Here is a 25,469-nt window from a genome sequence, read left to right on the forward strand (position 1 = left end):
AAGCGCTAAATGCAAAAAAATCATCAAGCGCTCAAAAATAACCCAATACGCCTTTTTTAGCCTGCATTTCGTACTAAAAACGGGGAGGATATAGACAAAGAAAAAGAAAACGGAAGAAATAGACGATTTCCTCCGTTTTCATTCTTATTAACAAGCAAGATTACTGACGGGCAACGATGTTTTCACCATCAACGTCCAGGGTTACCGGCTTGCCGGGAATCAACTTGCCGGACAAAATCTGCTGCGCGAGCGGATTTTCAATCAGCTGCTGTATCGCCCTTTTCAGCGGACGCGCGCCATAAACCGGATCGAACCCGATTTCGCCCAACCGTTCCAGCGCAGCATCCGTTATCGTCACATGGTAACCGCGCTCTTCAAGGCGTTTATACAAACGCTGTAGCTGGATCTTGGCGATTGAGGCGATGTGTTTTCTTCCCAGAGGATGGAACACCACCACTTCATCAATACGGTTAATAAACTCAGGACGGAAGCTATGGCTAACCACTTCAAGCACCATCCCTCTCATTTCCGCATAACTCCGTTCGCCAAAGCGTTCCTGAATCAGGTCGGAGCCAAGGTTCGACGTCATAATGACGACCGTGTTGCGGAAATCGACCGTACGCCCTTGCCCATCGGTCAGACGCCCATCGTCCAATACCTGCAGCAGAATATTGAATACATCGGGATGCGCCTTCTCGATCTCATCCAGCAGGATTACCGAGTAGGGACGGCGGCGGACCGCTTCTGTCAGATATCCCCCCTCTTCATAACCGACGTATCCCGGAGGCGCCCCCACTAAGCGCGACACCGAATGTTTTTCCATAAACTCGGACATGTCGATACGCACCATCGCATCGTCGCTATCGAACAGGAAAGAGGCCAGCGTTTTACACAGTTCTGTTTTACCCACCCCGGTCGGCCCAAGGAACAGGAAAGAACCGATTGGGCGGTTGGGATCGGACAGGCCGGCGCGACTGCGTCGGATAGAGTTCGCCACCGCTTCGACCGCTTCATCCTGTCCGATTACCCGCTGGTGCAGCGCCTCTTCCATTCTGAGCAGTTTTTCACGTTCACTTTCCAGCATTCTGGATACCGGGATACCCGTCCAGCGGGCGAGCACTTCGGCGATTTCAGTATCCGTCACGCGGTTGCGTAACAGATGCATGGTTTTACCTTCAAGCTGCGTCGCCGCCGCCAGCTGTTTTTCCAACTCGGGAATTTTACCGTATTGAATTTCGGACATCCGCCCCAGGTCCCCCTGGCGCCGAGCCTGCTCCAGAGATATTTTCGCCTGTTCCAGCGCGGCTTTGATATTCTGGGTCCCCGTGAGAGAGGCTTTTTCCGCTTTCCACTCCTCTTCCAGTTTAGAGTACTCGCGCTCTTTCTCTTCCAGCTCGGTGCTTAGCAGCTCTAAACGTTTTTGGCTGGCTTCGTCCGACTCTTTCTTCAGCGCCTGTTGCTCCAGTTTTAACTGAATGATGCGGCGGTCCAGACGATCCAAAGCCTCGGGCTTTGAGTCAATCTGGATACGGATACTGGAAGCGGCCTCATCGATCAGGTCAATCGCCTTGTCCGGCAGCTTTCGATCCGCAATATAGCGATGGGACAGCGTAGCCGCAGCGACAATGGCCGGGTCGGTGATCTGCACGTGGTGATGCAACTCATAGCGTTCTTTAAGTCCGCGTAAAATAGCAATGGTATCTTCGACCGTCGGCTCGGCGACGAACACCTTCTGGAAACGACGCTCCAGAGCCGCGTCTTTTTCAACATATTGCCGGTATTCATCCAGCGTCGTGGCACCCACGCAGTGCAATTCGCCGCGGGCCAGAGCCGGCTTCAGCATGTTCCCGGCGTCCATAGCGCCGTCGGCTTTACCCGCCCCGACCATGGTATGCAGCTCATCGATAAACAGGATGACATTCCCTTCCTGTTTGGATAAATCGGTAAGCACGCCTTTTAGCCGCTCTTCAAATTCCCCGCGGTATTTCGCGCCGGCGACCAGCGACCCCATATCCAGGGAGAGTACGCGCTTGTTCTTTAATCCTTCCGGCACTTCGCCGTTCACGATCCGCAGAGCCAGACCTTCAACAATGGCGGTTTTACCGACGCCCGGCTCGCCGATCAATACCGGGTTATTTTTAGTTCGACGTTGTAACACCTGAATGGTGCGGCGAATTTCTTCATCACGGCCGATAACCGGGTCAAGCTTGCCTTGTTCCGCGCGTTCGGTCAGATCGATAGTGTATTTTTTCAACGCCTGCCGCTGGTCCTCAGCGCCCTGATCGTTCACCTGTTCTCCTCCTCTGATCTGATCGATGGCTTTGGTAACGCTTTCCTGCGTTGCCCCGGAATGTTTAATCATGTCACTCAGCGCGCTTTGAGAATCCAGCACCGCCAGCACAAAAAGTTCAGAGGAAATAAAGGTATCGCCACGTTTTTGCGCCAGCTTGTCGCACACGTTTAAAGTGCGGACCAGCTCGCTGGACGGCTGAACATCCCCGCCGGTGCCTTCTACCTGAGGTAAACGCGCAATTGCCTGACCGATCTCGTTTTTCAGACGGGAAACGTTGGAGCCGGCCGCGGTAAGAAGCGGGCCTACGGTACTCCCTTCCTGATTGAGTAAAGCGCTCATCAAGTGAAGGGGTTCGATAAATTGATGATCTCGTCCGAGAGCAAGAGATTGGGCATCGGCGAGAGCTAGTTGAAACTTGTTGGTAAGACGATCCAGACGCATAACACCTCCCATGGAACTGGTCAAAACTGCTACTGGAGATCAGATGAGGTCATCCCTCAAGATTTCAAGGTTATTTTGCCAATAGCGATGGGATTAAAATGTTATTTGCCGTGGATCGCCTTAATTCAATAGGTTATATCAGCCAGATTAAACTTGCCATACGGCCCGTCACGCCGTCGCGCCGATAAGAGAAAAATCGCCGCGGATCGCTGACCGTACAAAAATCGCCGCCAAAGATCCGCGTCACGCCGCCGGCGCGTAAACGTAACCGCGCCAGTTGGTATATATCGGCAAGAAACTTATCGCCATTAGGCCTGAATGCCGATATCGCCATGGCGTCATGCTGGATAAATGCGTCCCGAACTTCCGCCCCGACTTCAAATGCTTGCGGACCAATGGCCGGGCCAAGCCACGCCATAATCCGAGACGGTTCGGCGCGAAAACAGGATAGCGCCGACTCCACCACGCCGGCGCACAATCCGCGCCAGCCGGCATGAACCGCCGCCGCCTCATCGCCCGCGACGGAGCAGAGCAGAACCGGCAGACAGTCGGCGGTCATCACAGCGCACACCTGCCCTTGCCGATCGGTGTAGACCGCATCCCCGCGGACAGTAGACTGTTCTTCGCCGTCGATACGGATCGTATGCGTACCGTGAACCTGTTCCAGCCAGCGGGGCATTGAAGGCAAGCCGGCCTTATCCATCAGAAGCTGGCGGTTTATTCTCACCTTTTCGGCATCGTCGCCGACATGGTTTCCCAGATTGAGCGCGTCATAAGGCGGCAGACTGACGCCGCCGCAACGAGTGGTGCTGCATGCCCGGACGCTCTGCGGTACAGGCCAATCAGGATGTATCAGCATTATCTCATCACCAGTTGAGTTGATCCTGGAACGCTTCGGTATCCGCTTTTAATGCATCGATGAGATCGAGCATATCCTGGGGCAGAGGCGCATGCCACTCCATTTGTATCCCGCTGATCGGATGATATAAACGCAGCATTGTGGCATGCAGCGCCTGCCGGTCAAAACCGCGCAGCGCGGTAATAAACGCGTCCGAAGCGCCTTTAGGCGGGCGAGGACGTCCGCCGTATAAAGGATCGCCCACTAGAGGATGGCTAATGTGCGACATATGCACGCGGATCTGATGGGTTCGTCCCGTTTCCAAACGCAGCCGCAAGCGCGTATGCGCGCGGAAATGCTCCATGATGCGATAGTGCGTGACCGCAGGTTTCCCCATCGGGTGAACCGCCATATGCGTACGTTTGGTCGCATGGCGCGCTATCGGCTCCTCCACCGTTCCCCCCGCGGTCATGGTGCCAATCGCAACGGCTTCATATTCGCGCGTAATTTCACGCGCCTGTAATGATTCGACTAGCCGGGTCTGCGCCGGCACGGTTTTCGCGACCACCATTAATCCCGTGGTGTCTTTGTCCAGACGGTGCACAATTCCCGCCCGCGGCACATCCACGATTTCAGGATAGTAATGCAATAGCGCATTGAGCACGGTGCCGTCAGGATTGCCGGCGCCAGGGTGAACGACTAATCCCCTGGGTTTATTGATCACCAGAATATCCTGATCTTCATAGACGATATCCAGCGCGATATCCTGCGCTTCCCAACGCGCCTCTTCTTCGATAAGCGCATCAATATCAATCAATTCGCCGCCCAGCACTTTCTCTTTTGGCTTATTGATGACATTGCCGTTAATCTGTACCCGGTTCTCCAGAATCCACTCTTTTATACGAGATCGTGAATAATCAGGGAACAATTCGGCCAAAGCCTGATCTAAGCGTTGTCCGAGTTGGGATTCGGCCACCGTTGCGGTGAGTTGTACTTGTTGTGCCATAGTTGCAGCTTCTTCGTTAACGTTGGGTTTTCACGGCGAGGCCGTTTAAAATAATGTACTATTGTAGCTGGTCTAAATCGGGAGCTTAACGGACAGTTTCCCGGAATAACACTCTGAGGATAATCAAAACGTCATGACGCGTATGAAATATCTGGTGGCTGCCGCCACGTTGAGCCTGGCGCTGGTTGGTTGCTCCAACGGTTCCAAAGATGCGGTTCCCGACAGTCCGCCATCGGTGCTGTATGATAATGCTCAACAGAAATTGCAGGACGGTAACTTTAGAGCAGCCATCACGCAGTTGGAAGCACTGGATAACCGCTATCCATTCGGTCCCTATTCTCAGCAGGTACAGTTGGATTTGATTTACGCCTACTATAAATCCGCTGAACTGCCGCTGGCTCAAGCCTCTATCGACCGCTTCCTTCGATTAAACCCCACCCACCCAAGCATCGATTATGTCTTGTACATGCGTGGACTGACGGATATGGCTCTCGACGACAGCGCGTTGCAGGGATTCTTTGGCGTTGATCGTTCCGATCGCGATCCTCAGTACGCCCGCACCGCCTTCCGAGATTTTACCCGCCTGATTCAGGGTTATCCAAACAGCCAGTATGCGACCGACGCCAGTAAGCGCCTGGTCTATCTGAAAGAACGTTTGGCTAAATATGAACTTTCCGTCGCGCAATACTACACGAAACGCGGCGCCTATGTAGCGGTAGTTAATCGCGTGGAGCAAATGTTACGTGACTACCCGAATACTCAGGCGACGAAAAACGCCTTGCCGCTGATGGAAAATGCCTATCGCGAACTTCAGTTAGCCGCACAGGCGGATAAGGTCGCCAAGATCATCGCCGCGAATCCGGCTTAACATAACCGATACGCAAATACAGCAAACGGCGGCTTCGGCTGCCGTTTTTTATGCGTGTGAATAGAAAGGGAAAATCGTTAATAAATCAGGCGGGCTCAACTTATCCAGCCAATAATGACACAGCCCGGCTCGCCTCCTCAAGCACTTCCCGTCGATTCTCGATCTCGCCTCACAAATCATGTTTTTTTGACAAAAAGTGACAAAAAAAGGTGATCATAATCACGATTTTTGTCTTCACTCGCGCTATGCTGAAACTATTCAAGACGGACAAAGGCAGAGAGGTAAGTTATATGACTATCAATATTACCAGTAAGCAAATGGATATTACCCCCGCAATACGTCAGCATGTCGAAGACCGTCTTTCAAAGCTGGATAAGTGGCAAGCTCACCTGATTAATCCGCATATCGTTTTGTCGAAAGAGCCGCAGGGTTTTGTCGCCGACGCGACAATCAGCACGCCGAATGGCCCGCTGGTCGCCAGCGCCAAGCATGAAGATATGTATGCCGCTATCAATGAACTGATTGCCAAGCTTGAGCGCCAACTCAATAAAGTTCAGCATAAAGCTGAAGCGCGTCGTGCCGACGCATGCGTTAAAGACGCCAACCTGCAGGTTCCGCAAGAAGAGTAACCGAACGTTCATTACACTTTTTCTATCTAACGCGCCGTTTGGCGCGTTTTTGTATGTGGGCATGCGTGCCATCGCCCTTGAAGGGCGCCGCAGAGCATTGTTCAAAATCGCCGCCGGCAATTTTGTATTGACAGGATGAAAAGACAGCAGTTACTTTACACGCTCTTGCTTCCTACTCATATTTCTTATTTCATACGGGACCGGCATGACTGACACAGCGTTCTTCTTCGTATTTTTTTTCACCTTCCCCTGAACCCGGGAGGCGATTCGTCGTAAGAGTTAGAATACGAAGACGAACAAAAAAGCCTTCTGAAAACAGGAGGCTTTTTTTATGGCGGGCTATCCTTGCCCGCCTCCCTTTGGGCCGTCGCAAGCGACGTTAAAAATCGCTCCCGGCGATTTTTTATGGCGGGCTATCCTCGCCCGTCCCCTTCGGGCCATCGCAGGCGACGTTAAAAATCGCTCCGGCGATTTTTATCAGGACAGAAAACAGGTAACGATATAATGACCGATAACCCACTACTGGTTCTACGTGAGCGCATCAGTGAACTGGATTTAAAATTACTGGCACTACTGGCGGAAAGGCGGGAACTGGCGCTTGAGGTTGCACGCAGCAAACTGCTGTCGCACCGCCCTATCCGCGACAAAGAACGCGAGCGGGCTTTACTGGACAAACTCACCGCCGTTGGGAAAACCTATCATCTTGATGGTCACTACATTACCCGTTTATTCCAGGTTATCATTGAAGATTCCGTACTGACGCAACAGGCGCTATTGCAGCATAACCTCAACCAGACGAGCGAGCGCTCCGCGCGGGTGGCGTTTCTTGGACCCAAAGGCTCTTATTCTCACCTGGCGGCCCGCCAGTACGCCGCCCGGCATTTTGATCAGCTCATTGAGTGCGGTTGCCAGAAATTCCAGGATATTTTCAATATGGTGGAAACCGGTCAGGCCGACTATGCCGTGCTGCCGATTGAAAATACCAGTTCAGGATCCATCAACGACGTCTATGACCTGCTACAACATACCGGGTTATCAATTATCGGCGAGCTGTCGAATCCGATTAACCACTGCGTTCTAGTGGCCACAGATACCCGTCTGGATCAGATAGAGACGGTGTATAGCCATCCGCAGCCCTTCCAGCAATGCAGCCACTTCATCAATCGTTTCCCCCACTGGAAAATTGAATATTGTGAAAGCACCGCCGCGGCGATGGAAAAAGTGGCGGCGCTCAACTCGCCCAAAGCCGCGGCCTTGGGCAGTGAAGCCGGCGGAACGCTGTATCAACTGAAAGTGCTGGAACACGACCTGGCCAACCAGTCTCAGAACATTACCCGTTTTATTGTCCTTGCCCGTAAACCCATCGAGGTTTCAGAGCAGGTTCCGGCGAAAACCACGCTAATTATGGCGACAGGGCAACAGTCCGGGGCGCTGGTCGAAGCGCTGCTGGTGCTGCGCGACCACGGCATCATTATGACCAAGCTGGAATCCCGGCCGATTAACGGCAACCCCTGGGAAGAGATGTTCTACATTGATGTACAAGCGAACCTACGCAGCGACGCGATGCAAAAGGCATTGCAGGGACTGGCGTCGATTACGCGTTCATTAAAGATTTTAGGCTGCTACCCCAGCGAAAACGTGGTTCCCGCGGACGCCGCAGAGTGAAGAAAAGCCACCCCGGCAACCGCCGGGATGGCTGAATAAGCAATGATAAATAGTATGAACGACGCTTATTGGCGGATATCGTTGGCCTGGCGCAGCAACGTCCGGCTTTCGGCCTGGAATCGCCCCGCGTAATCGCCGAACCAATGCTCCACCTTTTTGAAACTATTGATAAACTGCGCTTTATCCCCCTGCTCCAGCAGCTCGATGGCTTCGCCAAAGCGTTTATAATAACGCTTAATCAAAGCCAGGTTATTCTCGGAAGACATAATGATGTCGGCATACAGCTGCGGATCCTGAGCGAACAGCCGTCCCACCATGATCAATTCCAGACGATAAATCGGCGATGACAGCGCCAGCAGCTGTTCGATCTGCACGTTCTCTTCCGCCAGGTGCAGGCCATAGGCGAAAGTAGCGAAATGCCGCAGCGCCTGAATGAACGTCATGTTTTGATCGTGCTCCACCGCGCTAATGCGATGCAAACGGGCGCCCCACACCTGAATTTGCTCCAGCAGCCACTGATAGGACTCCGGCTGACGGCCATCGCAATAGACGACCACCTGTTTAGCCAGGCTGCCGCTGTCCGGCCCGAACATGGGATGCAGGCCAAGTACCGGCCCATGGTGCGCCGCCAGCATGGCCTGCAAAGGACCATTTTTCACCGAAGCCAGATCCACCAGAATACAGTCGTCAGGCAGTTTGGGCAGCCGGGCGATAACCGACTCCGTCAGATGGATAGGGACGCTGACGATAACCATACCGGCATCAGACAGCAGGCTCTCGGCTCGCGGCCAATCCTCCTGTTCCAGGATCCTGACCTGATACCCCGACAGCGTCAGCATTTTTTCAAACAACGCCCCCATTTTCCCGCGCCCGCCCACAATCACTATCGGACGAAGCTGCGGGCATAGCGTTTTAAATCCTTTATCATTCTCGCTGGAATAGGACTCGCGCATCACGCGGCGCAGGATATCCTCGATCAGATCCGGCGGAACGCCTAATTGAGCAGCCTCTTTACGGCGCAAACTGAGCATTGTCGATTCACGGTCCGGCGCATAGATAGGCAGGCCGTAACGGCTTTTGACCTCGCCCACTTCCGCCACTAAACGCAACCGACGAGATAATAGCGCTAACAGCTCTTTATCTACCTCATCTATCTGATCACGCAATGCGGTCAGTTCAGCTACCATTACTGTTACTCTCCTGAATGTTTTACCCGTTCCGCGCCGATCTCTTGATGTACCTGACGCAGCAACGCTGCGGTGTTTTCCCAACTGATGCAGGCATCCGTTACCGATACGCCGTAGCGCATCTCCGAGCGGGGCTGTTCTGACGACTGGCTGCCTTCGTTAAGATGACTTTCCAGCATCAGGCCGATAATAGATTGATTGCCTGCCTTAATTTGCTCAATTGCCGACTCGACCACGATGGGCTGCCGACGGTAATCTTTGTTTGAGTTACCATGGCTACAATCTATCATCAGGGAGGGTTTCAGTCCCGCATCAAGCATCTGCTTTTCACATTCAGCAACATCTTGCGCGCTATAGTTCGGTTTCTTGCCGCCGCGTAAAATAACGTGGCCGTCCGCATTTCCCTGGGTGTGCAGCAGGCAAACCTGTCCGGATTGGTTGATTCCCATAAACCGGTGCGGCATCGCCGCGGCCCTCATGGCATTGATCGCCGTGCCAAGACTGCCATCGGTGCCATTTTTGAAACCGACGGGCATCGACAAGCCTGAGGCCATTTCCCGGTGGGTTTGCGATTCAGTGGTGCGGGCGCCAATGGCGGACCAGCTGAACAGATCGCCCAGATACTGGGGATTATTGGGATCCAACGCTTCAGTTGCCAGCGGCAGCCCTATATTGACCAGCTTGAGGAGTAATTCGCGCGCAATATGCAGCCCGGCTTCCACGTCGCATGAGCCATCCATGTGCGGATCGTTGATCAACCCTTTCCAGCCGACGGTGGTGCGCGGCTTTTCAAAATAGACCCGCATAACGATATACAACCGATCGCTCAGCTCGGCTGAGAGGGATTGCAAACGGCGCCCGTACTCCAACGCCGCATCGGTATCGTGAATGGAACAGGGACCGCACACAATCAGCAGGCGGCGATCGCGCCCGTGAATGATATCCGCAATCGTTTGGCGCGCGCGGGTGATGGCTTTTTCTTCATCATCACTCAGCGGGAATTTGGCCTTCAGATCATCCGGAGTGATAAGTATTTGTTCTTCAACGATATTAATATTATTAAGCGAGTCTTTTTGCATGTTCATATTATTCCTGACAAATCCTGTATGACGTGATCGATAAATGCGTTCTTGCATTATGGCTACACCATAACACGGGACGTAAATTTTTCAATCCATTAATGTAAACTAAATTTACCACCCTCTCCTCATCCGCGGTAGCAACCACGGATTCAGCTTCTCACTTCAGCCTTTCAGCATGGCAACCCTCAGCGTGAATAATGGTAGAATCAGCGGAACATAAAGGGGGGTTACAATGCTGAAAGCCATCATCATTGACGACGAATTACCCGCTCGTGAAGAGCTAGCCTTGCTGCTGGAAAATGAGACCGACATAACCATCCTTGCTCAATGCGGCAATGCGCTGGAGGCGATACCGGCCATTCATCGGCTACAGCCTGACGTTATCTTTCTGGATATACAGATGCCGAAAGTCAGCGGTCTGGAATTAGCCGCGATGCTGGATCCGGAGAACATGCCCTATGTCGTCTTCGTCACCGCCTATGATGAATATGCCGTGCGCGCATTCGAAGAACACGCTTTCGATTATTTGCTCAAGCCGCTCGATTCACAGCGGCTTGGCAAAACGCTGAATCGTTTACGCCGCGGCGTTAGTGTAAACAAAAATATACAATCAATTACCGAACCCTACCTGCGCCACATTCCATGCAACGGACACAACCGCATTTTTTTACTTAAGGTCGATGAGGTTGAATATCTCAGCTCCGAGCTGAGCGGAGTACATGTCGTAGGGGTAAATGAATCGGGCTATACGCAACTCTCGCTGAAGACCCTGGAAGAAAAGACCCCTTTCGTACGCTGCCACAGAAAATATATGGTCAATACGGATCTGCTGAAGGAAATTCAACTTATGGAGAACGGCGCGGCGGAAGTGCTCACCAATACGGGAAAACATATTCCCGTCAGTAGACGCTATCTAAAATTATTAAAAGAAAAATTGGGCATCGCATAAAATAAAAAGGGCGTGATTTTATCACCATGCTTACCGAATAAGGGTCCCACTATGAAATACAGTTACGCTCTGGCTGTAATTCTTTTGCTCACCGGGTGCCGACATCATCTCTCTGCGCCGACGGACGGCGGAGAAAAAAACGTCTGGTACCATGCCGGCTATCAAGACGCCATATCCGGCATGGTGGTCAAGGATAATAGCGCATTGGAGGAGTGGTTCGGCGATCCCCAGGTAGATAGGGAATCCTACTTATTCGGATACGGCGCCGGGCAGACGGCGCTCTGCCAGCCCGATAACATCCTGGCATGGAGCAAGGCCGGTAAAAATTTCCCCGCCAGCTGTGACGGCGTCGCCAACGCCGAACAGTTACGAACGCTGTGGCAGCGCAGCATCAATTAACATACGCCGGGACGAAACAGCAGACGTAAAAAAAGGGCTTAGCCATCGGCTAAACCCTTTATTCATAACAACTTTCGGATGTTGCGAAAGCGCGCTATTAGTTAAGACGCTCCTGATACAACGCACCAAAAAACAGTTACTTACCATAAAAAACAAATAGTTAATGTAACTTCTATTGCATTGTTTTGTAGCGTTATGAAAGCTCCGCCGCCATTTTGCCGCCATTGTAATCGGACAGTGGATTTAAATGCACGGCCTCTTCTAAATGGTCGGGGGCAAAGTGAGCGTACCGCATGGTTTCCCGGATATTCGCGTGACCGAGGATGCGCTGTAACACCAGAATATTCCCGCCGTTCATCATAAAATGACTGGCAAAAGTATGCCGTAAAACGTGAGTCTTTTGCCCTTCCGGTAATTCTATATGCGTTCGTGCCAACACTTTTTTGAATGTCTGATAGCAGGGTGTAAACATGCGCCCCTGCCGTGGCGATAACTCGTCATATAGCCATTGCGGGATCGGCACGCTTCTGTTCTTTTTGCCTTTGGTTTTGAAAAAGGTCACTTTACAGGGCGATAGTTGAGAACGGGTTAAGCTCTCGGCTTCCCGCCACCGCGCCCCGGTAGCCAGGCAAATTTTGATAATGGTCGTCAAATCATCATTGCCATATGCAACGCTGGCCGCTAATAGCTCTGGAATTTCTTTCTTTGTCAACCATGACATTTCCTTTTCGGCCTCTTTAAAGACGCGTATCCCGTCAAGGGGATTCGGAAGATGCCACTCACCCAGGCGCTTAAGTTCATTGAACATGGCACACAGGTATTGCTGTTCACGGTTAACGGTGATGGGCTTCACAATCCATTTTTCTGGATCCGCATCCCTGCCGTTGGGGATTTCACCGGCCAGCCGTTTGTCTCGATAATGCGCCCAATCTTTAGCGGTTAAACGGGACGCTATCGGGTCATTGAGGCCATTACATATCAGGCGAAATTTTCCCATTCGTGACTCTATCGCCGACAATGAGCGCCCGTGCAGATTATGCCAAAGCTCTATCAGCTCACTGAGTTTGCGGCGATCTTCTTTTGCCCCCAGCCACGGCTTATCGTCAACCTCACGCATGGTGTATTTTTCAAATGATTCCGCCTCACCCTTTGTATTGAACTGCTTTCTAATACGTTTGGAATCACGACCGTTCGGGTAACACTCACACAGCCATTTACCGGTGTTTAATTTTCTTACTGTCATTCCACACCTAAATAACAACGTATTTAATTAGCCATGAATATGAAATGGCTCATCGCTAATTAAGAAAAATCAATCTTCAATGATGCTTACAATGTCACCGGTTTTTAAATCGACTCTAGCGGAAACCTGTTCCTTAACCACGGCACCATAGGCATTTTTCCCTTTGAAAGTGGTTTTTACAATACCGTGGGGATCCTTGCCCAATACAATGCGTGAAAAAGTTTCAACATGTTTATAAGAAGAATCATCATTCATGCTTTTTTTAATTAGTTTTTCCAGTGGGCGATATGAGCCATCCCAGCCACTAAAGTTTTTCTGAAATGCATCAAGGTTTATCCGTTTAGCCAGCATGTCAGGGGTATTCTCATACTCGCTGTAGCACCAATCTAAGACCGTATCTAATGACAGTTCACCTGATTTTTGTAAGCTGTTTTCACTCATGCACGAATAAAAAGAATCAGCGGAATTAACATCAATACCTTTAAACTTCACATACTCATCAATAATGTCATGGCGCGTTGTTTGTGGCTTGTTACGATAATCACTTAATGACAAATCGGCATATTCAAATTTTGCTGGAGCTACTGAATTAGATACTTTTGTATCAGTTGTTTCAGCGACAATCTTTTTTGTAGGGAAAAACGTTGAACCAATAACGGCAGGGATAAAGAAAGCAGCCGCATACGTGGCACAGGAGCGTCCACGGCTCGGCATTAGTACCAGTTTCGGTTTCACCAAGCCAATCAGGAAAGCAATAAAGGCGGCTACGGAGATTAATGCTAATAAATTATCCATTCTAATACCTTTAATTAATGATTTTATCTGTGTGTAGATGTATTGCTGTTAAACCTGTCTTGAATGCAATGATTTCCATTGTAATTATATGTTTTTTTCCAATGTAAAAATCACACTGCCGTAAATCAGAATATCGTTAATCCCACATTCAAAATCTATCGAATTGTTTGATAATTTAACCCTGCCGCCCGGTAACCGGACGATATCAAATACATCATAAGAATTATCAACATTAACAACCCAGCGCCCATTACCTATATTCTTAGCAGCCGTATCAACTCCCCACGAACACCCTAAGCCTTCAATATAAACAGGCTGTGCGGTTTCATTACTCACAAGCGAGCGATCCATAGACCAGTAACCAGCCTCTTTCATGTCCCCCGCCTCAAGGCGATATTTAGGGATAAGTCTATTGGTGTTGACCTCCAGATCGCCTCCTTTCCCACTGCTAGCCGCTTTCCCCTTTCCCGTCGCCAACCACTCAAGGGAAACGCCAGTATCCAGCGCACAGGCAATCACCACATCGCCGGGAAAGAAATTACGGCGTACCCAGGTACTGATTGTTGCGGTAGAGATACCCAGCAAATCGCCTAACTCTTTCTGTGTGCTAAATCCGTAGGCGTCCATAATACGGCGCAGAACGGCTTTACCGCCGGATGCCAATATCTGATCGTAAAGCGCCTTTCCTTTCAAACTCACATTATTAATTTGCAAATGCGAACTATCAAACTCACCGGTAACTAACCAGTTAACATCAGCGCCTGTATCAAGCGCGCATTGCACTATCACGTTGCCGGGAACCTGGCCGCGCTGCAACCATCCAGCTACGTTACTTTTCGCTATCCCAAGTTTTTCGCCTAACTCTTTTTGCATAGTAAACCCATAAGAAGAAAGGATTCTTTCTAAAACCTCGGATGCTATAGCGTTTTCAATCCTCATAAAAACCGCTCCTGAACCGTTTTTCATATTTACAGATACAAAAAACGGATCTAAAGTATCTCCATCGACCAAGATGCAAGACACTGCAAAACGTATCAATAAACGCGAGATCATGCGATATGCAAGACGCAAAATCAACAGAACTCACTCAAAAAGATGTTGTTCCTATGCTCCCGCCAGAACAACTAAACCAGCTTGTCGCCCTGCTGGGGCCAGCTATTGAATCCATGATAAGCGCCTCACTGTCTGACGTGATGACCGTTCCAGACTTTGCTAAAGCGCGCGGCGTGAGTGCTCGGCTTGTCTGGCAATGGCTGGATGAAGGCGTGTTGCTCAGGGCGCCAACGGATAACACAGGTAAGGGTAAAACCCGCGTGTTAGTCAATGTCAGCGCATGGCGTGAAAAATTGCGCCAGCAGGCCGTCAATTGCCGTTACATCGATTCAAAAGCGTAATGCTTAATTCGATTATTCAAACTAAAAGGATTTTCGTCATGTTTGATTATCAGATTTCCATACATAAGCACTTTGACAGCGCCTGTCAGACGTTTGCAACAAAGCACAATCTGGCGAAGCTGGCCGAAACCGTGGGGATGAATCAGCAAACCCTGCGCAACAAACTGAACCCCGACCAGCCGCATAAGCTGACCTGTGACGAACTGCTGACGCTTACCGATGTAACCGAAGACGCAACGCTGATTGATGGGCTTTTGGCTCAGTTGAACTGTATGCCGGCCGTACCCGTAAACGAGGCTAAGGCCGAACTGTTAACAACCTACGTGTTGCAGGCAACCGCCGCCGTCGGTGCCGTAGCTGCTGAAAGCGTATCGAATGAGCGTATGACCAAAAGCCGACACAGCAATTTTATGCACAGTATTAACGCCGGGATCCGCTGCTTGTCGCTGGTCAGTTTGACTTTGCAAACACGTATCCAGGCAAACCCGACGTTAGCCTCTACCGTTGATGCACTTAGCGGAATTGGCGCGTCGCTGAATATAGGGTGACTTAACTATGCAGACACCAATATCTATCGCGCCTTTCCTCTGGTATCACCAGACGGAGAAAAAGCCCGATTTCACCATTACCCACGGCAAAGGTCGTAAGGGAATTATCATCCGTACCCGTCCGGCCAGCCGTACCCAGCGGATAGTCCGTTTCATCAAATCAGCAACAAGGGGGATAGCATGACAGCGTTTACCGTCAGCAGTATGCAGAACTTACCCGCCGGGCTGCGCAACGTGATCGGTAAACACTTTGCCGATAGCCGCTGGCGCGAAACCTGCGCATATTACAACGGCCTGTCCGAACGCTACCGTTTAACTGTGTGTTTCCATGCGCAACTAAAAAAGCGTCATTCGGTTTTTCGTCTGGAAGAAATGACCGACGCGGAACGCACGATGATTGTTTGCGCCATTGATGAACTGCGCCATGCGTTTTCGAGGCAGCGTAAGCACGGCGTTAATCATGCGACATTTTTAAGCTGGTTAAGCGTCAGCGAAAGAAGAACGTTATTTATGCACGCCGGGTTAACCGAAACAGAATTTAGCCAGCCTTATTGGCGTATTGATGATGAGTCTTGCAAATGGCGCGATTCATTATTACGCGCATTAAATGAGCTTTTAAGTTTATTTGATGATGCCCCCGCAATATTAACGGCCATAAAGCCGGAAGAATATTTCAACTAATTAGTTTCACCAAAAAGCAAATAGGCGCTTAACCGCGTCGGGAATCCTTTTATCTGAGGTTTATATGCACATGTATAAAACAGTCGGGCAGGAAATGCGCCGCAACGCAGAAAACGACCGCATACAGCTAATGCTTGCTCAGGCACGCAATGAAGCTAAAGCAGACGCGCAAGTCTCTTTTTCTTGCCGCCTGGATAAGTTGGCGACGCATGCGGACATCAACGAGCTAAGCAATAAGGAAATTATCGAATTATTACGGCAGGAATCAGTCGCCTTTAATAATTCCGGTTCAGATATTAAGGCGGTGATGTAATGGAAAACCCCGCTTATAACCGCGTCGATATCAACGGCAATTACGCCATTGTCAAAGTCGGCTATGACTTTGCGCTGGGTGAAATCAAATGCGGTAAAGAAGACGGCGATCAGCCGTATTTATCCACGCTGGCTGTTTATCAGAACCCTATCGGGCTAATTAACGATTTTATCCATCATGGAATTAGAACCGCCATTTGGAAAAACAAAGTCACCGATTCCAAAAGCCTGCTGGCTGAATCAAACCGGCTGGCCGAGTTGTGCCAGAAAGCCTTTGACCAACTGAATAACACCGAGGAGTAACCCACGATGCCGGATTTAATGGATATGGTGCAGCAGCGCCAGCAAGAAATTTTAGACAAGCAGATCGCCAGCGCCCGGAACGCCCAACGCGGCGTTTCTGCGTTTGAGTGTGAAGACTGCGATCAGCCCATCCCCGAAGCGCGCCGCGCCGCCATTCACGGCGTAACCCGTTGTGCGTCCTGTCAGGGTATCCACGAACAGAAGAATAAGCATTTTCGGGGGGCGTTATGAATAGCATTGATTGGAATGAAATTTCGCGCCGTGGGCTTTTAGTTCGCATAAATAAAGAAATTATGCACCCGCTCGGCCTTGCCGTTTTCCGTGATCCAGATAATGGCGTCTCAGAAGGGGCCGTTATCGCTGACGATGGTGTTTGGCAATATGCTGAATCTGTCCGCACATCGTTAACTGAATTAGTGCTAGGGGAAGTTAGCGATTTCTTTGCGGGTATCGGCCAGCCCGGCGCGCCAGAGACACCTGAAGAAATGCAGGTTGCATTGATGGCGCGTGTCAGGGAGGTAATGGAGGCCGGAAGCCTATGAATACTGTTATCGATCCCCGCTGTTTTGCTGCTGACACAATCAACATCAATTCAATATCTGGCGGCAAAGATTCACTAGCTCAATGGTTGCTGGCTATTGAAGCTGGCGTAACAACCATCCGAGCCTTTGCTGATACGGGACATGAACACCCACAAACAATGGAATATCTGGATTATCTGGAATCCAAGTTAGGGGAAATCCGCAGGGTTAAAGCCTCATTTGACGATCGCATAGCTGGAAAGCGTAAATTCATTGCTGAGCGCTGGCCTGTCACGTTAGTAACTGAATGCGGTATGACCGATGCACAGGCCAACACAACGGTTGCCCGTGCGCTTGATGTTCTTCATCCAACTGGTATCCCTTTTCTTGATTTGTGTATGTGGAAAGGCCGATTTCCTTCCACTAAAGCCCGGTTTTGTACTTTTGAGCTAAAACACGCCCCTATTCGTGATCAGATCGTCATGCCTCTGTTGGCTGAATATGATGAAGTTATCAGTTGGCAGGGAGTCCGGGCGGAAGAATCCCCGGCGCGTGCATTACTGCCGGAGTGGGAAACTGATGCAGACAATACGCCGGGATTGCATGTTTACCGTCCGATCCTCTCATGGACTCATGCTGATGTGTTTGCATTGGCAAAACATCACGGCATTAAGCCAAATCCTTTATATCAGCAGGGATGCAGCCGCGTCGGCTGTATGCCTTGTATTCATGCGCGCAAATCTGAATTGGCGGAAATATTTAGCCGCTGGCCAGAGGAAGTAGCACGTGTGGCTGAATGGGAAAAGTTAGTGGCCGCGTGTTCACGACGCGGTAACAGTACTTTCTTTCCATCAACGCAAGACCCTAGTAAGGCGGAACGCCGCATTGAGTTCATCACTGTTGAATCTCACGGAATTGAAACCTATAGAGACTGGGCGTTGACCTCTCGCGGCGGAAAACAGTTTGATCTGTTTGCTGGCATGAATGACAAGGCCGTGTGTAGCAGCGTTTATGCTGGGGTTTGTGAATGACAGTTACCCGCCGGGGGCGCACAGCCCCAACGCCCCCGCTTCCTTTCCCCGGTAGCACCCGCGATCAGTTCGTGGGCGCTTATCCGTGGAACGCCCCCCGTCCGGCCATCGTGCCGGAAGAAAGACAGCTTACCCGTGAGGAATGGACTCAGGGGCAAGCCGTTTTAGAGAAAATCAACCGTCAGCCTCGTTTCCTGCGTGAGATTTGCCTAAGCCGTTACGCCTGGCTGGAAAAGAATAAAGGGCAACAGAGCGCTAATAAGTTTCTGGTTTACAGCTTTATGCAGCGCATGTGGCCGCGTATTGAGGCAATCAATACCCGGCATGCCATGAACCGCAACGCATCAGAGCGTTTTCTGTCGGAATCCGACGCCTATCAAACATTGCCCGGCATGAACGATAAAGCGCTGGGGCGATTGGCGGCCAGAATATCCGGCCAGCTCTTTTCCACCTATGAAGAACTTAGCGACTCGTTGCTGGTACAGCACGACGGCGATCGGGAAAAGCTATTTACCGATGCCGCACAGTTTGAGCTTTATGGGCAGATCGCCGGTATGGCGCGTGCGTTCAATGTTACCCCGCTATTCTGGAAAAAATACCGTAAAGGCACGCTGGATATGCGAAAAGCCGTTGCCAGTATTTCCCGGTTGGTTGATGAGGAATGGTGGACGCGTCAGCTAAAAGCCCAGCGCACCCGCTGGCGTGAAGCCCTGATGATTGCCGTCGGTCAGGTCAATAAAAATGCCTCTCCCTATGCCAGCAAGTTGGCGATCCGTGACGTGCAGGCACGCCGCCTGGCAAGCATGGATTACCTGAAAAACTGCGAGCTGGAAAACGTTGAGACGGGCGAGCGTATCGACCTGATTGATAAAGTCATGGCGAGTATTTCTAACCCGGAGATCCGGCGTATGGAGCTGATGAGCACTATCGCCGGGATCGAGAAATATGCCACCGAACAGCGCGACGTCGGGATGTTTATCACCATCACTACACCATCAAAATATCACCCTACCCGCATCATCGGTAAAGAAGAGAAAGTCCAGTTTAACCGCGGTTGGGATAAAGAAGCCTTTACGCCCAAAGACGGCCAGCGCTATCTGGTTGCGCTATGGGGAAAGATGCGCACCGCATTTAAAGATAATGACCTCAAGGTTTACGGGATGCGCGTTGTTGAGCCTCATCACGATGGTACACCGCACTGGCACATGATGCTGTTTTGTAAACGCGCTCAACGCCAGCCGATCATCGATATCATGCGCCGCTATGCATTGAAAGAAGACGGCGACGAACGCGGCGCGGCTAAGTACCGATTTGAATGCAAGCACCTGAACAAAGGCGGCGCCGCTGGCTATATCGCAAAGTACATCGCAAAGAATATCGACGGGTACGCGCTGGACGGCCAACTGGACGACGAAACCGGAAAACCGTTGCGTGATATGGCCGCCGCTGTTACCGCCTGGGCGTCAACATGGCGCATCCCTCAGTTTAAAGCTATTGGCGTTCCGACAATGGGCGCTTACCGCGAGTGTCGCAGCAGCGCGTTGCGTGGCGTCAGCCTGGCCGAACAATTCGACGAACAGGTCGAAGCGGTGCGCTGTGCTGCCGACGCCGGAGACTTTGCCGCCTACATCAAATCGCAAGGCGGCGCCAACGTATCCCGCGATCTGCAAACGGTACGCGTCGCGCGGCGGATATCAGACAAGCTCAACGACTACGACGAAGAGGTGCAAAAGGTCGTCGGTATTTTTGCCCCGCATTTGGGCGCCGGTCATGTTTTTGAAACCCGCACAACAGAATGGCGCATCGTTTCTAAAGCCGTTGACCTTGAGCCTTTGACCTTAAAAAGCGCCTCTGGCGCGCCTCGGAGTCCTGTCAATAACTGTGGGTTGCGTTCTCAACGGTCGGGCGCAAATGCCAAAAATCAGGCCGAAAACAGCGGCATGGAGCCGACATTAGAAACCGGAAACCCAGCGATTGACTGGAATGACGACGCGGCTGTAAGGGCGTTAGGAATGCGCTTGCGAGGGCAAACAGTCAGAAAGAACCATGTTCAACGTGATTTTAACCCCAATACATTCCGCGATCCGTCGCCGTCGGCCAGGTTGACGAGTGAAGAACGGGAACAGATACCCCGCATTCAGCTTGATTTGTCCCAGCGCGGTATCACTGCGCAACGCTGGGAGCTGGAAGCGCTGGCGCGTGGCGCCACGGTGAAGATTGACGGCGAACCTATTTCATACCCGGTAACTGATGAGTGGCCGGGGTTTAGTAATCAGATGGAGGTTTAAATATGGCTATTTCATTTAGTTGTAAATGCGCTGAACGCAGCCAACCATTAAAACAGCGTAATTGGCGAGTGGTTCAGAGAAATTGCAATCACTCTGCGTTTAATGGATATCGTTTTACACCGAGTGAGTATTCATCAGTGACATGCCTAACGTGTGGTGCCACTGGTCGTACTAAAGCGGCATATGTTGATTATTTACCTGATTACAATCATGAGGCATCAAATGCCTAAATCCCCAGCAGAACGTAAAGCCGCCCAGCGCGCACGTCAGCATGACGCCGGTATGGTGAAAATCGAGATTCATGTCGATACGCAAGAGTTGGATATGCTTAAGCGCAACTGCGCCCTACGACGTCCGGGGCGCGATCCCTATGATATCGACGAGTATCTGACAATGTTAATCCGTTGTGATGCCGCTGCCCTGCAACAACAAATCGCCGCGTTGAATAAGCGCAAGTGCAAGAAATGCGGGGAAAAATTACCCGTTACCGAGTGCTGCCTGTCTGGTGAATCGGAGTGCTGGAATACGCTAGGATGGCATGATCTAAAGTTAATGGCGTGACATGTCACAAAAGATAGGGGGATGAAAATAAGCCCCCTATTATTCGTTGACGGGGATTCTATTTTATAAAATACTGTATATGCACACAGTATAAGGGGAAGCGTTTTTCGTGGGGTATCCAGAAGATATGCAGTTGACTTTGTCACGCGTTCAATTTATCGCGGACGTTTCGTTAGTATCACAATGTGATTTAGAAGAATTAAAAATCGCTATGTCGTTAATCGCTGATTTGGCGCAAGGGACGATACCAACTACAGACAATCGAGGGGATTTTGATAAGGCCGAAGTGTTGGAATACCTGAAAGCCAAAGCACCAAAACACCAGTCATGAGTAATGCATGCATAACCCGCATGATTTTGCATGATGATCATCTGCTAATTTTTACCCGTTGACGCCACGCCCGGAGCGGATCGAAGAGGATCGGGCGAGTGCATGAAAAGCGACCTGTAAAGCGGGCAGGCGTGGCGGGGATAGCATTGCGCGCGAGCGCTGTTAATTGTTAAATTTTGGGCGCGCCTGCGGCGTTCTGCCAGGTCGGGGCGGAAACATTGGACTGACGGTTGATTTTTCGTTGAGGCGCTTAGAATGCGATTGATGGGCTGTGAGCGGGGTACAAAAAAAGCCGCTGAAAAAGCGGCTTTCATCGGCGGGATTATTCTTCTTTCAGGGCGTAGGGCTTGAACGCGATCACCTCCATACCCAACCAGGCATTGACCTCCTTCATTCGCTCCTGCAACGGTGTTAACTCGTTACGGACAAATACCTGACTGGCTTTTTCCACATCACCAAATCCGCCTGTATTATTTGGGATAATACCCATCATCTGAGGCGGCACCCGGTGCGCGCTTAACAGGTCGTCACGGCTGGCATTCTTGATGTTAAAGAAATCGTCCTTTGTCGCTACCTCACTGAGCGGCACGATCTTGATGCCGTCCGGTTTACCGTTGGGGGCATAGAAAAACAGATTTTTAAAATTCCCCAACCCTTTGGTATCTTTCATGGCCTTACGCAAAGCGTCTACGTCTGTGCTGTTTTGTGCGGCATCGGTCACATACATGATGTAACCCGCGTGCGCGCCGTTCTGATAATACTTTCTGCGAAACAGCGTGGCCGACTCATTCAGCCAGGCGGAATTTAACGAGCTGATGTATTCCGGTAATCCGTAATACTCCTGATTGATATCCGGCTCAAGCAAATGAAAAACACTTCCGGGTTCAAAACGATACGGTAGTTTAAACGACGAGATGAACCAATAAACATCATCTTCAACACCGCGCCGGGTATATTTTGCCGGGCTGGATTCCAGCCGTAACAAGCCCCCTACCCGATTGCGGCGCTTTTCAAGATAGGCATTACCGAAAACCAAGTAATCCAGCGCAAAGCGGCTAAAGTCCTGCTGGCTCAATAACGGATGCGGGATAAACGTGCTTGCCAGAATATTACGTTTCACGTAAATGGGTGAGCTATGGTGTACGGCAGCGCGCAGGCTTTTTGCCAGCCCGGAAAAGCTGATCGGCGGCTCTATCCATTTACCGTTGGTGATGCATTCGGCATAGTCGAGAATATCGCGCCGATCCAGAACGGCGGACGGCTCGCCAAAGGTGAACGCTTCAACGGTCGGCATTTTTTCGGCTGTCGCGGTGTTGGTTTTACGGTTTCTGCGTTTGCTCATTAGTTGAATTCCAAGATGCTGACGGGGGCGTGACCGTTGATCGCGGTCAGCGGTTCATTTAACAGCGCGTGCATGGTTGCCCAGGCGACGTCGGCGTGGCTGGCTTCTTCACTGCGGCTGGCTTCATATGTGGCGCGGCTACCGCTGGCCGTCATGGTTTTGCGGATTGCCATAAAAGACTGTGTGATGTCGGTGTGGCTGGTGTCGTACTCCAGGCGGCCGCTGTTGATGGTGTCTTTCGCTTTCAGCACCATTGCGGTTTTTACTTCCGGCGAATACTTGATTTCCCGTGCTGCCGGGAAAAATCCTCGCACCAGTTGGTAAACCCCCTGACCGATGCCGGTAGCGTCAATGCCGATGTATTCAACGATGTATTTTTCAGTCAGCGCCTTGATGGCCTCCGCCTGGGCGGCAAAGTCCATGCCCTTCCACTGGAAACGCTCAAGAATACGGAATTTACCGCCCGGCGCCTGCGGTGGCGCCAATACCACGCATCCGGCGCTGTCGCCGGTATGTGATGGGTCGTAACCAATCCATACCGGCTTATAAGCAAAGGGGCGCATTGCGTAGGGGTTGAAGTCTTCCCATTCTTCCAACGAGTCGACCATGCAGCACTGCAATTCCTCAAAGGGGAACACGGACGCTTTATCATCAACGAATTCACACATCAGCAGGTTTTGATACTCTGCCGGGCTGTATTCCAGCGTGAGCTGATCGAGGTCGAACAGGTTGCAGCCGCCGGTCAGCGCATCCTCAACCGTAACAATCTGGCGCCACTGGCCGTCACCACACAACGCCCCGGCGGACAGGTGCGCATGACTTAAGTCAAGATGGATGTGATCATCTTTGTTACGCCGGCCTTTGTTGAACAGCTCGCCAGACCAGAACGGGTAAGCGCTGTGTGCCAGACTGGACGGGGTAGAAAAATAGGTGGTGCGCCACTTTTTATGCAGTGACATGCCGCTGGCGACTTTGCGCAGTTCCTGAAATTTGGGGATCCAGAAATATTCATCAAGATACAGGTTGCCGGTGTAGCTCTGCGCGGTGCGGATATTGGTGCCGAGGAAAAACAGACGCGCCCCATTCGGCAGCACCATCGGGTCGCCTTTCAGGTCAACATCAACCAGCCGGGCAAAATCAATGATGTAGTTTTTGAAAACGTGCGCCTGCGCCTTACTGGCAGAAATGAAAATCTGATTACGGCCAGTCAGCAGCGCATCTATCAGCGCCTCCCGCGCAAAATAGAATGTTGCGCCGATTTGGCGGCTTTTCAGGATATTGCGGATACGGTGTTGTAGCCCTGCCCGATACCATCCCTTTTGATATTCAAACGCATCTTTCAGAAAAATATCATTCAGCTTTTCTATAGCTTCATCACTGAACAGATTCTTGGCTGGTGCCTTGCGTTCGCCCTTGTTGCGGTTGCGAACATTGGGGTTTAAATCAGCTTCATTGCCGGTCTGGCTGTATCGGTTTACCCGTGCCAACCGCTCAATCTGACGGCCTAACAGGTCGATCTCTTTGTAGTCGTGTCCCTCTTTTTTCGTCTTCATGATGAGCTGAATCAATCGCGCTTCCAGACTGGCTTCAACACGCGAAACCGGGGCGATATCGTCCCAGCCGTCGCGCTGCTTCCAGCTCTGCACGGTTGGCGTTTTCTGATTCAGCATTTCCCCAATCTGACGCACTGAAAAGCCTTGCCAGTACAGCAAAGCCGCCTGTCGCCGTGGGTCGCTGATGATGGTTGTATCAGTGGCTATATTCATGGCTGCAAGGCTACGTCAGCCCCCGCCATACCCGCCTTAACTGCCTGTTGTGTCAGCGATTAACAAACGGTGATTGATAGCGCCCCTATCCGTTATGGTCGGATACTCGCCCCGACTTCCTGAAAACAGACGGATAAGACAATGGCAAAGAAAGTTTCTAAGTGGTTCCGGGTCGGGGTTGAGGGCGACACCTGCGACGGTCGCGTGATTGACGCGAAAGATATTCAAGATATGGCGGAAACGTTCGACCCGCGCGTTTACGGCTGCCGTATCAACCTTGAGCACCTGAAAGGCATCCTGCCTGATAGCCCATTCCGTCGCTATGGCGATGTGGTCGAGCTGAAATCGGAAAAAATCGAAGATGATTCCGCAATCAACGGCAAGTTGGCGCTATTTGCCAGACTGACCCCGACCGATGATCTGATCGCCATGAACAAAGCCGGGCAAAAAATTTATACCTCTATGGAAATTCAACCCAATTTTGCCAACAGCGGTAAAGCGCGTCTGGTCGGATTGGCTGTTACCGACGACCCGGCGAGCCTCGGCACGGAAATGCTGGAATTCAGCGCCAAAGCAAAACACAACCCGCTGGCCTCCCGTAAGTCATCCCCGGAAAACCTCTTTTCTGCTGCTACCGAAGTGACGCTGGAATTTGAAGATCTGCCCGACGTTGAGCCAACGCTATTAACCCGCGTTAAGTCCCTGTTTAGCCGCAAACAGACTAGCGACGATGCCCGATTTGCCGATGTGCATGAGGCCGTTGCCGAAGTCGCCGGTCAGATACAGACCAACGCCGACAGCGTAGATCAGCGTTTTACCCAGCTTGAGCAACGGCAGCAGCAGGACGTTAGCGAACTGACTCAGAAACTGAGCGCCAGCGAGAAACAGCTTAACGAACTAAAAGCCACGTTGGACGGCGCCGAAAGCCTGACGCAAACCCGCCGCCCAGCGGCTACCGGCGGCGAAGGTGACGCGGAGCTGTTAACCAACTGCTGA

28 protein-coding genes and 1 other annotated feature are annotated in these 25,469 nt (G+C 51.2%); of the genes, 18 read left to right on the forward strand and 10 right to left on the reverse strand.

Features of this window, described 5'->3' with window-relative positions; all coding sequences use genetic code 11:
* Nucleotides 1–160: 160 nt before the first annotated feature.
* The 3 genes from clpB to rluD form a co-directional block, all read right to left on the reverse strand.
* Nucleotides 161–2,734: an ATP-dependent chaperone ClpB gene (clpB, locus tag VSX58_RS20860; protein WP_327619759.1), complete on the reverse strand. Its 2,574-nt coding sequence runs from the start codon at nt 2,732–2,734 to the stop codon at nt 161–163.
* Nucleotides 2,735–2,867: 133 nt separating this feature from the next.
* On the reverse strand, nt 2,868–3,593 hold the full coding sequence (yfiH, locus tag VSX58_RS20865) for a purine nucleoside phosphorylase YfiH (RefSeq protein WP_327619760.1): 726 nt from the start codon (nt 3,591–3,593) through the stop codon (nt 2,868–2,870).
* Between the two features lie 7 nt (nt 3,594–3,600).
* A complete protein-coding gene (gene rluD / locus VSX58_RS20870) occupies nt 3,601–4,578 on the reverse strand; it encodes a 23S rRNA pseudouridine(1911/1915/1917) synthase RluD (RefSeq protein ID WP_327614373.1) in 978 nt (325 codons plus the stop codon).
* A gap of 133 nt (nt 4,579–4,711) precedes the next feature.
* Between rluD and bamD the strand changes: the two genes are divergently transcribed.
* From bamD to pheA, 3 genes are all read left to right on the forward strand, one after another.
* Nucleotides 4,712–5,446 (forward strand): outer membrane protein assembly factor BamD, encoded by a 735-nt coding sequence (gene bamD, locus VSX58_RS20875; RefSeq protein ID WP_327619761.1) that lies wholly within the window; start codon nt 4,712–4,714, stop codon nt 5,444–5,446.
* Nucleotides 5,447–5,736: 290 nt separating this feature from the next.
* Nucleotides 5,737–6,075: a ribosome-associated translation inhibitor RaiA gene (gene raiA, locus VSX58_RS20880; protein ID WP_327614371.1), complete on the forward strand. Its 339-nt coding sequence runs from the start codon at nt 5,737–5,739 to the stop codon at nt 6,073–6,075.
* Nucleotides 6,076–6,279: 204 nt separating this feature from the next.
* Nucleotides 6,280–6,408 (forward strand) — a sequence feature (Phe leader region).
* Between the two features lie 171 nt (nt 6,409–6,579).
* The gene (gene pheA / locus VSX58_RS20885; RefSeq protein ID WP_327619762.1) at nt 6,580–7,740 is read left to right on the forward strand and encodes a bifunctional chorismate mutase/prephenate dehydratase; all 1,161 of its coding nucleotides are present in this window, start codon (nt 6,580–6,582) and stop codon (nt 7,738–7,740) included.
* 65 nt (nt 7,741–7,805) lie between these two features.
* On the opposite strand, the gene tyrA is transcribed toward pheA, so the two are convergent.
* On the reverse strand, nt 7,806–8,927 hold the full coding sequence (tyrA, locus tag VSX58_RS20890) for a bifunctional chorismate mutase/prephenate dehydrogenase (RefSeq protein ID WP_327619763.1): 1,122 nt from the start codon (nt 8,925–8,927) through the stop codon (nt 7,806–7,808).
* Nucleotides 8,928–8,932: 5 nt separating this feature from the next.
* Complete coding sequence (locus VSX58_RS20895) at nt 8,933–10,006, reverse strand: 3-deoxy-7-phosphoheptulonate synthase (RefSeq protein ID WP_327619802.1); 1,074 nt, start codon at nt 10,004–10,006, stop codon at nt 8,933–8,935.
* A gap of 235 nt (nt 10,007–10,241) precedes the next feature.
* Here VSX58_RS20895 and btsR point away from each other — a divergent pair, with 235 nt between their 5' ends.
* Together btsR and VSX58_RS20905 are read left to right on the forward strand one after the other, a co-directional pair.
* Nucleotides 10,242–10,958, forward strand: coding sequence for a two-component system response regulator BtsR (gene btsR, locus VSX58_RS20900; protein WP_327619764.1), 717 nt, complete (start codon nt 10,242–10,244; stop codon nt 10,956–10,958).
* A 51-nt stretch (nt 10,959–11,009) separates the two neighbouring features.
* The gene (locus VSX58_RS20905; RefSeq protein WP_327619765.1) at nt 11,010–11,357 is read left to right on the forward strand and encodes a DUF2799 domain-containing protein; all 348 of its coding nucleotides are present in this window, start codon (nt 11,010–11,012) and stop codon (nt 11,355–11,357) included.
* 193 nt (nt 11,358–11,550) lie between these two features.
* Here the strand turns inward: VSX58_RS20905 and VSX58_RS20910 are convergent, their stop codons facing one another.
* The 3 genes from VSX58_RS20910 to VSX58_RS20920 form a co-directional block, all read right to left on the reverse strand.
* Complete coding sequence (locus tag VSX58_RS20910; RefSeq protein ID WP_327619766.1) at nt 11,551–12,600, reverse strand: site-specific integrase; 1,050 nt, start codon at nt 12,598–12,600, stop codon at nt 11,551–11,553.
* A gap of 69 nt (nt 12,601–12,669) precedes the next feature.
* Nucleotides 12,670–13,395, reverse strand: a complete 726-nt coding sequence (locus tag VSX58_RS20915; RefSeq protein WP_327619767.1) for a hypothetical protein — start codon at nt 13,393–13,395, stop codon at nt 12,670–12,672.
* 84 nt (nt 13,396–13,479) lie between these two features.
* Nucleotides 13,480–14,334 carry a phage repressor protein CI gene (locus VSX58_RS20920; protein ID WP_327619803.1) on the reverse strand — a complete coding sequence of 285 codons (855 nt, stop codon included), beginning with the start codon at nt 14,332–14,334 and terminating at the stop codon, nt 13,480–13,482.
* 119 nt (nt 14,335–14,453) lie between these two features.
* Here VSX58_RS20920 and VSX58_RS20925 point away from each other — a divergent pair, with 119 nt between their 5' ends.
* The 12 genes from VSX58_RS20925 (at nt 14,454) to VSX58_RS20980 (ending at nt 21,365) form a co-directional block, all read left to right on the forward strand.
* Nucleotides 14,454–14,789, forward strand: coding sequence for a Cro/Cl family transcriptional regulator (locus tag VSX58_RS20925; RefSeq protein WP_136168781.1), 336 nt, complete (start codon nt 14,454–14,456; stop codon nt 14,787–14,789).
* 38 nt (nt 14,790–14,827) lie between these two features.
* Entirely contained in the window at nt 14,828–15,337 is a 510-nt protein-coding gene (locus tag VSX58_RS20930) for a phage regulatory CII family protein (protein ID WP_327619768.1), read from the forward strand.
* Nucleotides 15,338–15,344: 7 nt separating this feature from the next.
* On the forward strand, nt 15,345–15,521 hold the full coding sequence (locus VSX58_RS20935; RefSeq protein WP_327619769.1) for a hypothetical protein: 177 nt from the start codon (nt 15,345–15,347) through the stop codon (nt 15,519–15,521).
* Nucleotides 15,518–16,018, forward strand: coding sequence for a replication protein B (locus tag VSX58_RS20940; RefSeq protein WP_327619770.1), 501 nt, complete (start codon nt 15,518–15,520; stop codon nt 16,016–16,018). Before VSX58_RS20935 ends, VSX58_RS20940 begins: the two co-directional genes overlap by 4 nt.
* Before the next feature lie 64 nt (nt 16,019–16,082).
* Nucleotides 16,083–16,331: a DUF2732 family protein gene (locus VSX58_RS20945; protein ID WP_327619771.1), complete on the forward strand. Its 249-nt coding sequence runs from the start codon at nt 16,083–16,085 to the stop codon at nt 16,329–16,331.
* Nucleotides 16,331–16,633, forward strand: coding sequence for a DUF5405 family protein (locus VSX58_RS20950; protein ID WP_327619772.1), 303 nt, complete (start codon nt 16,331–16,333; stop codon nt 16,631–16,633). The genes VSX58_RS20945 and VSX58_RS20950 overlap by 1 nt, the downstream gene beginning before the upstream one ends.
* A 6-nt stretch (nt 16,634–16,639) precedes the next feature.
* Nucleotides 16,640–16,864: a TraR/DksA family transcriptional regulator gene (locus VSX58_RS20955; protein WP_327619773.1), complete on the forward strand. Its 225-nt coding sequence runs from the start codon at nt 16,640–16,642 to the stop codon at nt 16,862–16,864.
* Nucleotides 16,861–17,175 (forward strand): DUF7415 domain-containing protein, encoded by a 315-nt coding sequence (locus VSX58_RS20960; protein WP_327619774.1) that lies wholly within the window; start codon nt 16,861–16,863, stop codon nt 17,173–17,175. Before VSX58_RS20955 ends, VSX58_RS20960 begins: the two co-directional genes overlap by 4 nt.
* Nucleotides 17,172–18,185: a phosphoadenosine phosphosulfate reductase domain-containing protein gene (locus VSX58_RS20965; RefSeq protein ID WP_327619775.1), complete on the forward strand. Its 1,014-nt coding sequence runs from the start codon at nt 17,172–17,174 to the stop codon at nt 18,183–18,185. The genes VSX58_RS20960 and VSX58_RS20965 overlap by 4 nt, the downstream gene beginning before the upstream one ends.
* Nucleotides 18,182–20,473, forward strand: coding sequence for a replication endonuclease (locus VSX58_RS20970; RefSeq protein ID WP_327619776.1), 2,292 nt, complete (start codon nt 18,182–18,184; stop codon nt 20,471–20,473). Before VSX58_RS20965 ends, VSX58_RS20970 begins: the two co-directional genes overlap by 4 nt.
* Nucleotides 20,474–20,695: 222 nt before the next feature.
* Nucleotides 20,696–21,034, forward strand: coding sequence for a hypothetical protein (locus VSX58_RS20975; RefSeq protein ID WP_327619777.1), 339 nt, complete (start codon nt 20,696–20,698; stop codon nt 21,032–21,034).
* Between the two features lie 109 nt (nt 21,035–21,143).
* Nucleotides 21,144–21,365: a hypothetical protein gene (locus VSX58_RS20980; RefSeq protein WP_407654909.1), complete on the forward strand. Its 222-nt coding sequence runs from the start codon at nt 21,144–21,146 to the stop codon at nt 21,363–21,365.
* Between the two features lie 322 nt (nt 21,366–21,687).
* Here VSX58_RS20980 and VSX58_RS20985 read toward each other — a convergent pair whose 3' ends face one another.
* Both VSX58_RS20985 and VSX58_RS20990 read right to left on the reverse strand, forming a co-directional pair.
* Complete coding sequence (locus VSX58_RS20985) at nt 21,688–22,707, reverse strand: phage portal protein (protein ID WP_327619778.1); 1,020 nt, start codon at nt 22,705–22,707, stop codon at nt 21,688–21,690.
* On the reverse strand, nt 22,707–24,473 hold the full coding sequence (locus VSX58_RS20990) for a terminase ATPase subunit family protein (RefSeq protein WP_327619779.1): 1,767 nt from the start codon (nt 24,471–24,473) through the stop codon (nt 22,707–22,709). Before VSX58_RS20990 ends, VSX58_RS20985 begins: the two co-directional genes overlap by 1 nt.
* 141 nt (nt 24,474–24,614) lie before the next feature.
* On the opposite strand from VSX58_RS20990, the gene VSX58_RS20995 reads away from it, so the two are divergent.
* Nucleotides 24,615–25,469, forward strand: a complete 855-nt coding sequence (locus VSX58_RS20995; protein ID WP_327619780.1) for a GPO family capsid scaffolding protein — start codon at nt 24,615–24,617, stop codon at nt 25,467–25,469.

This window comes from Brenneria populi (assembly GCF_036016195.1).
Classification (GTDB): domain Bacteria; phylum Pseudomonadota; class Gammaproteobacteria; order Enterobacterales; family Enterobacteriaceae; genus Brenneria; species Brenneria populi.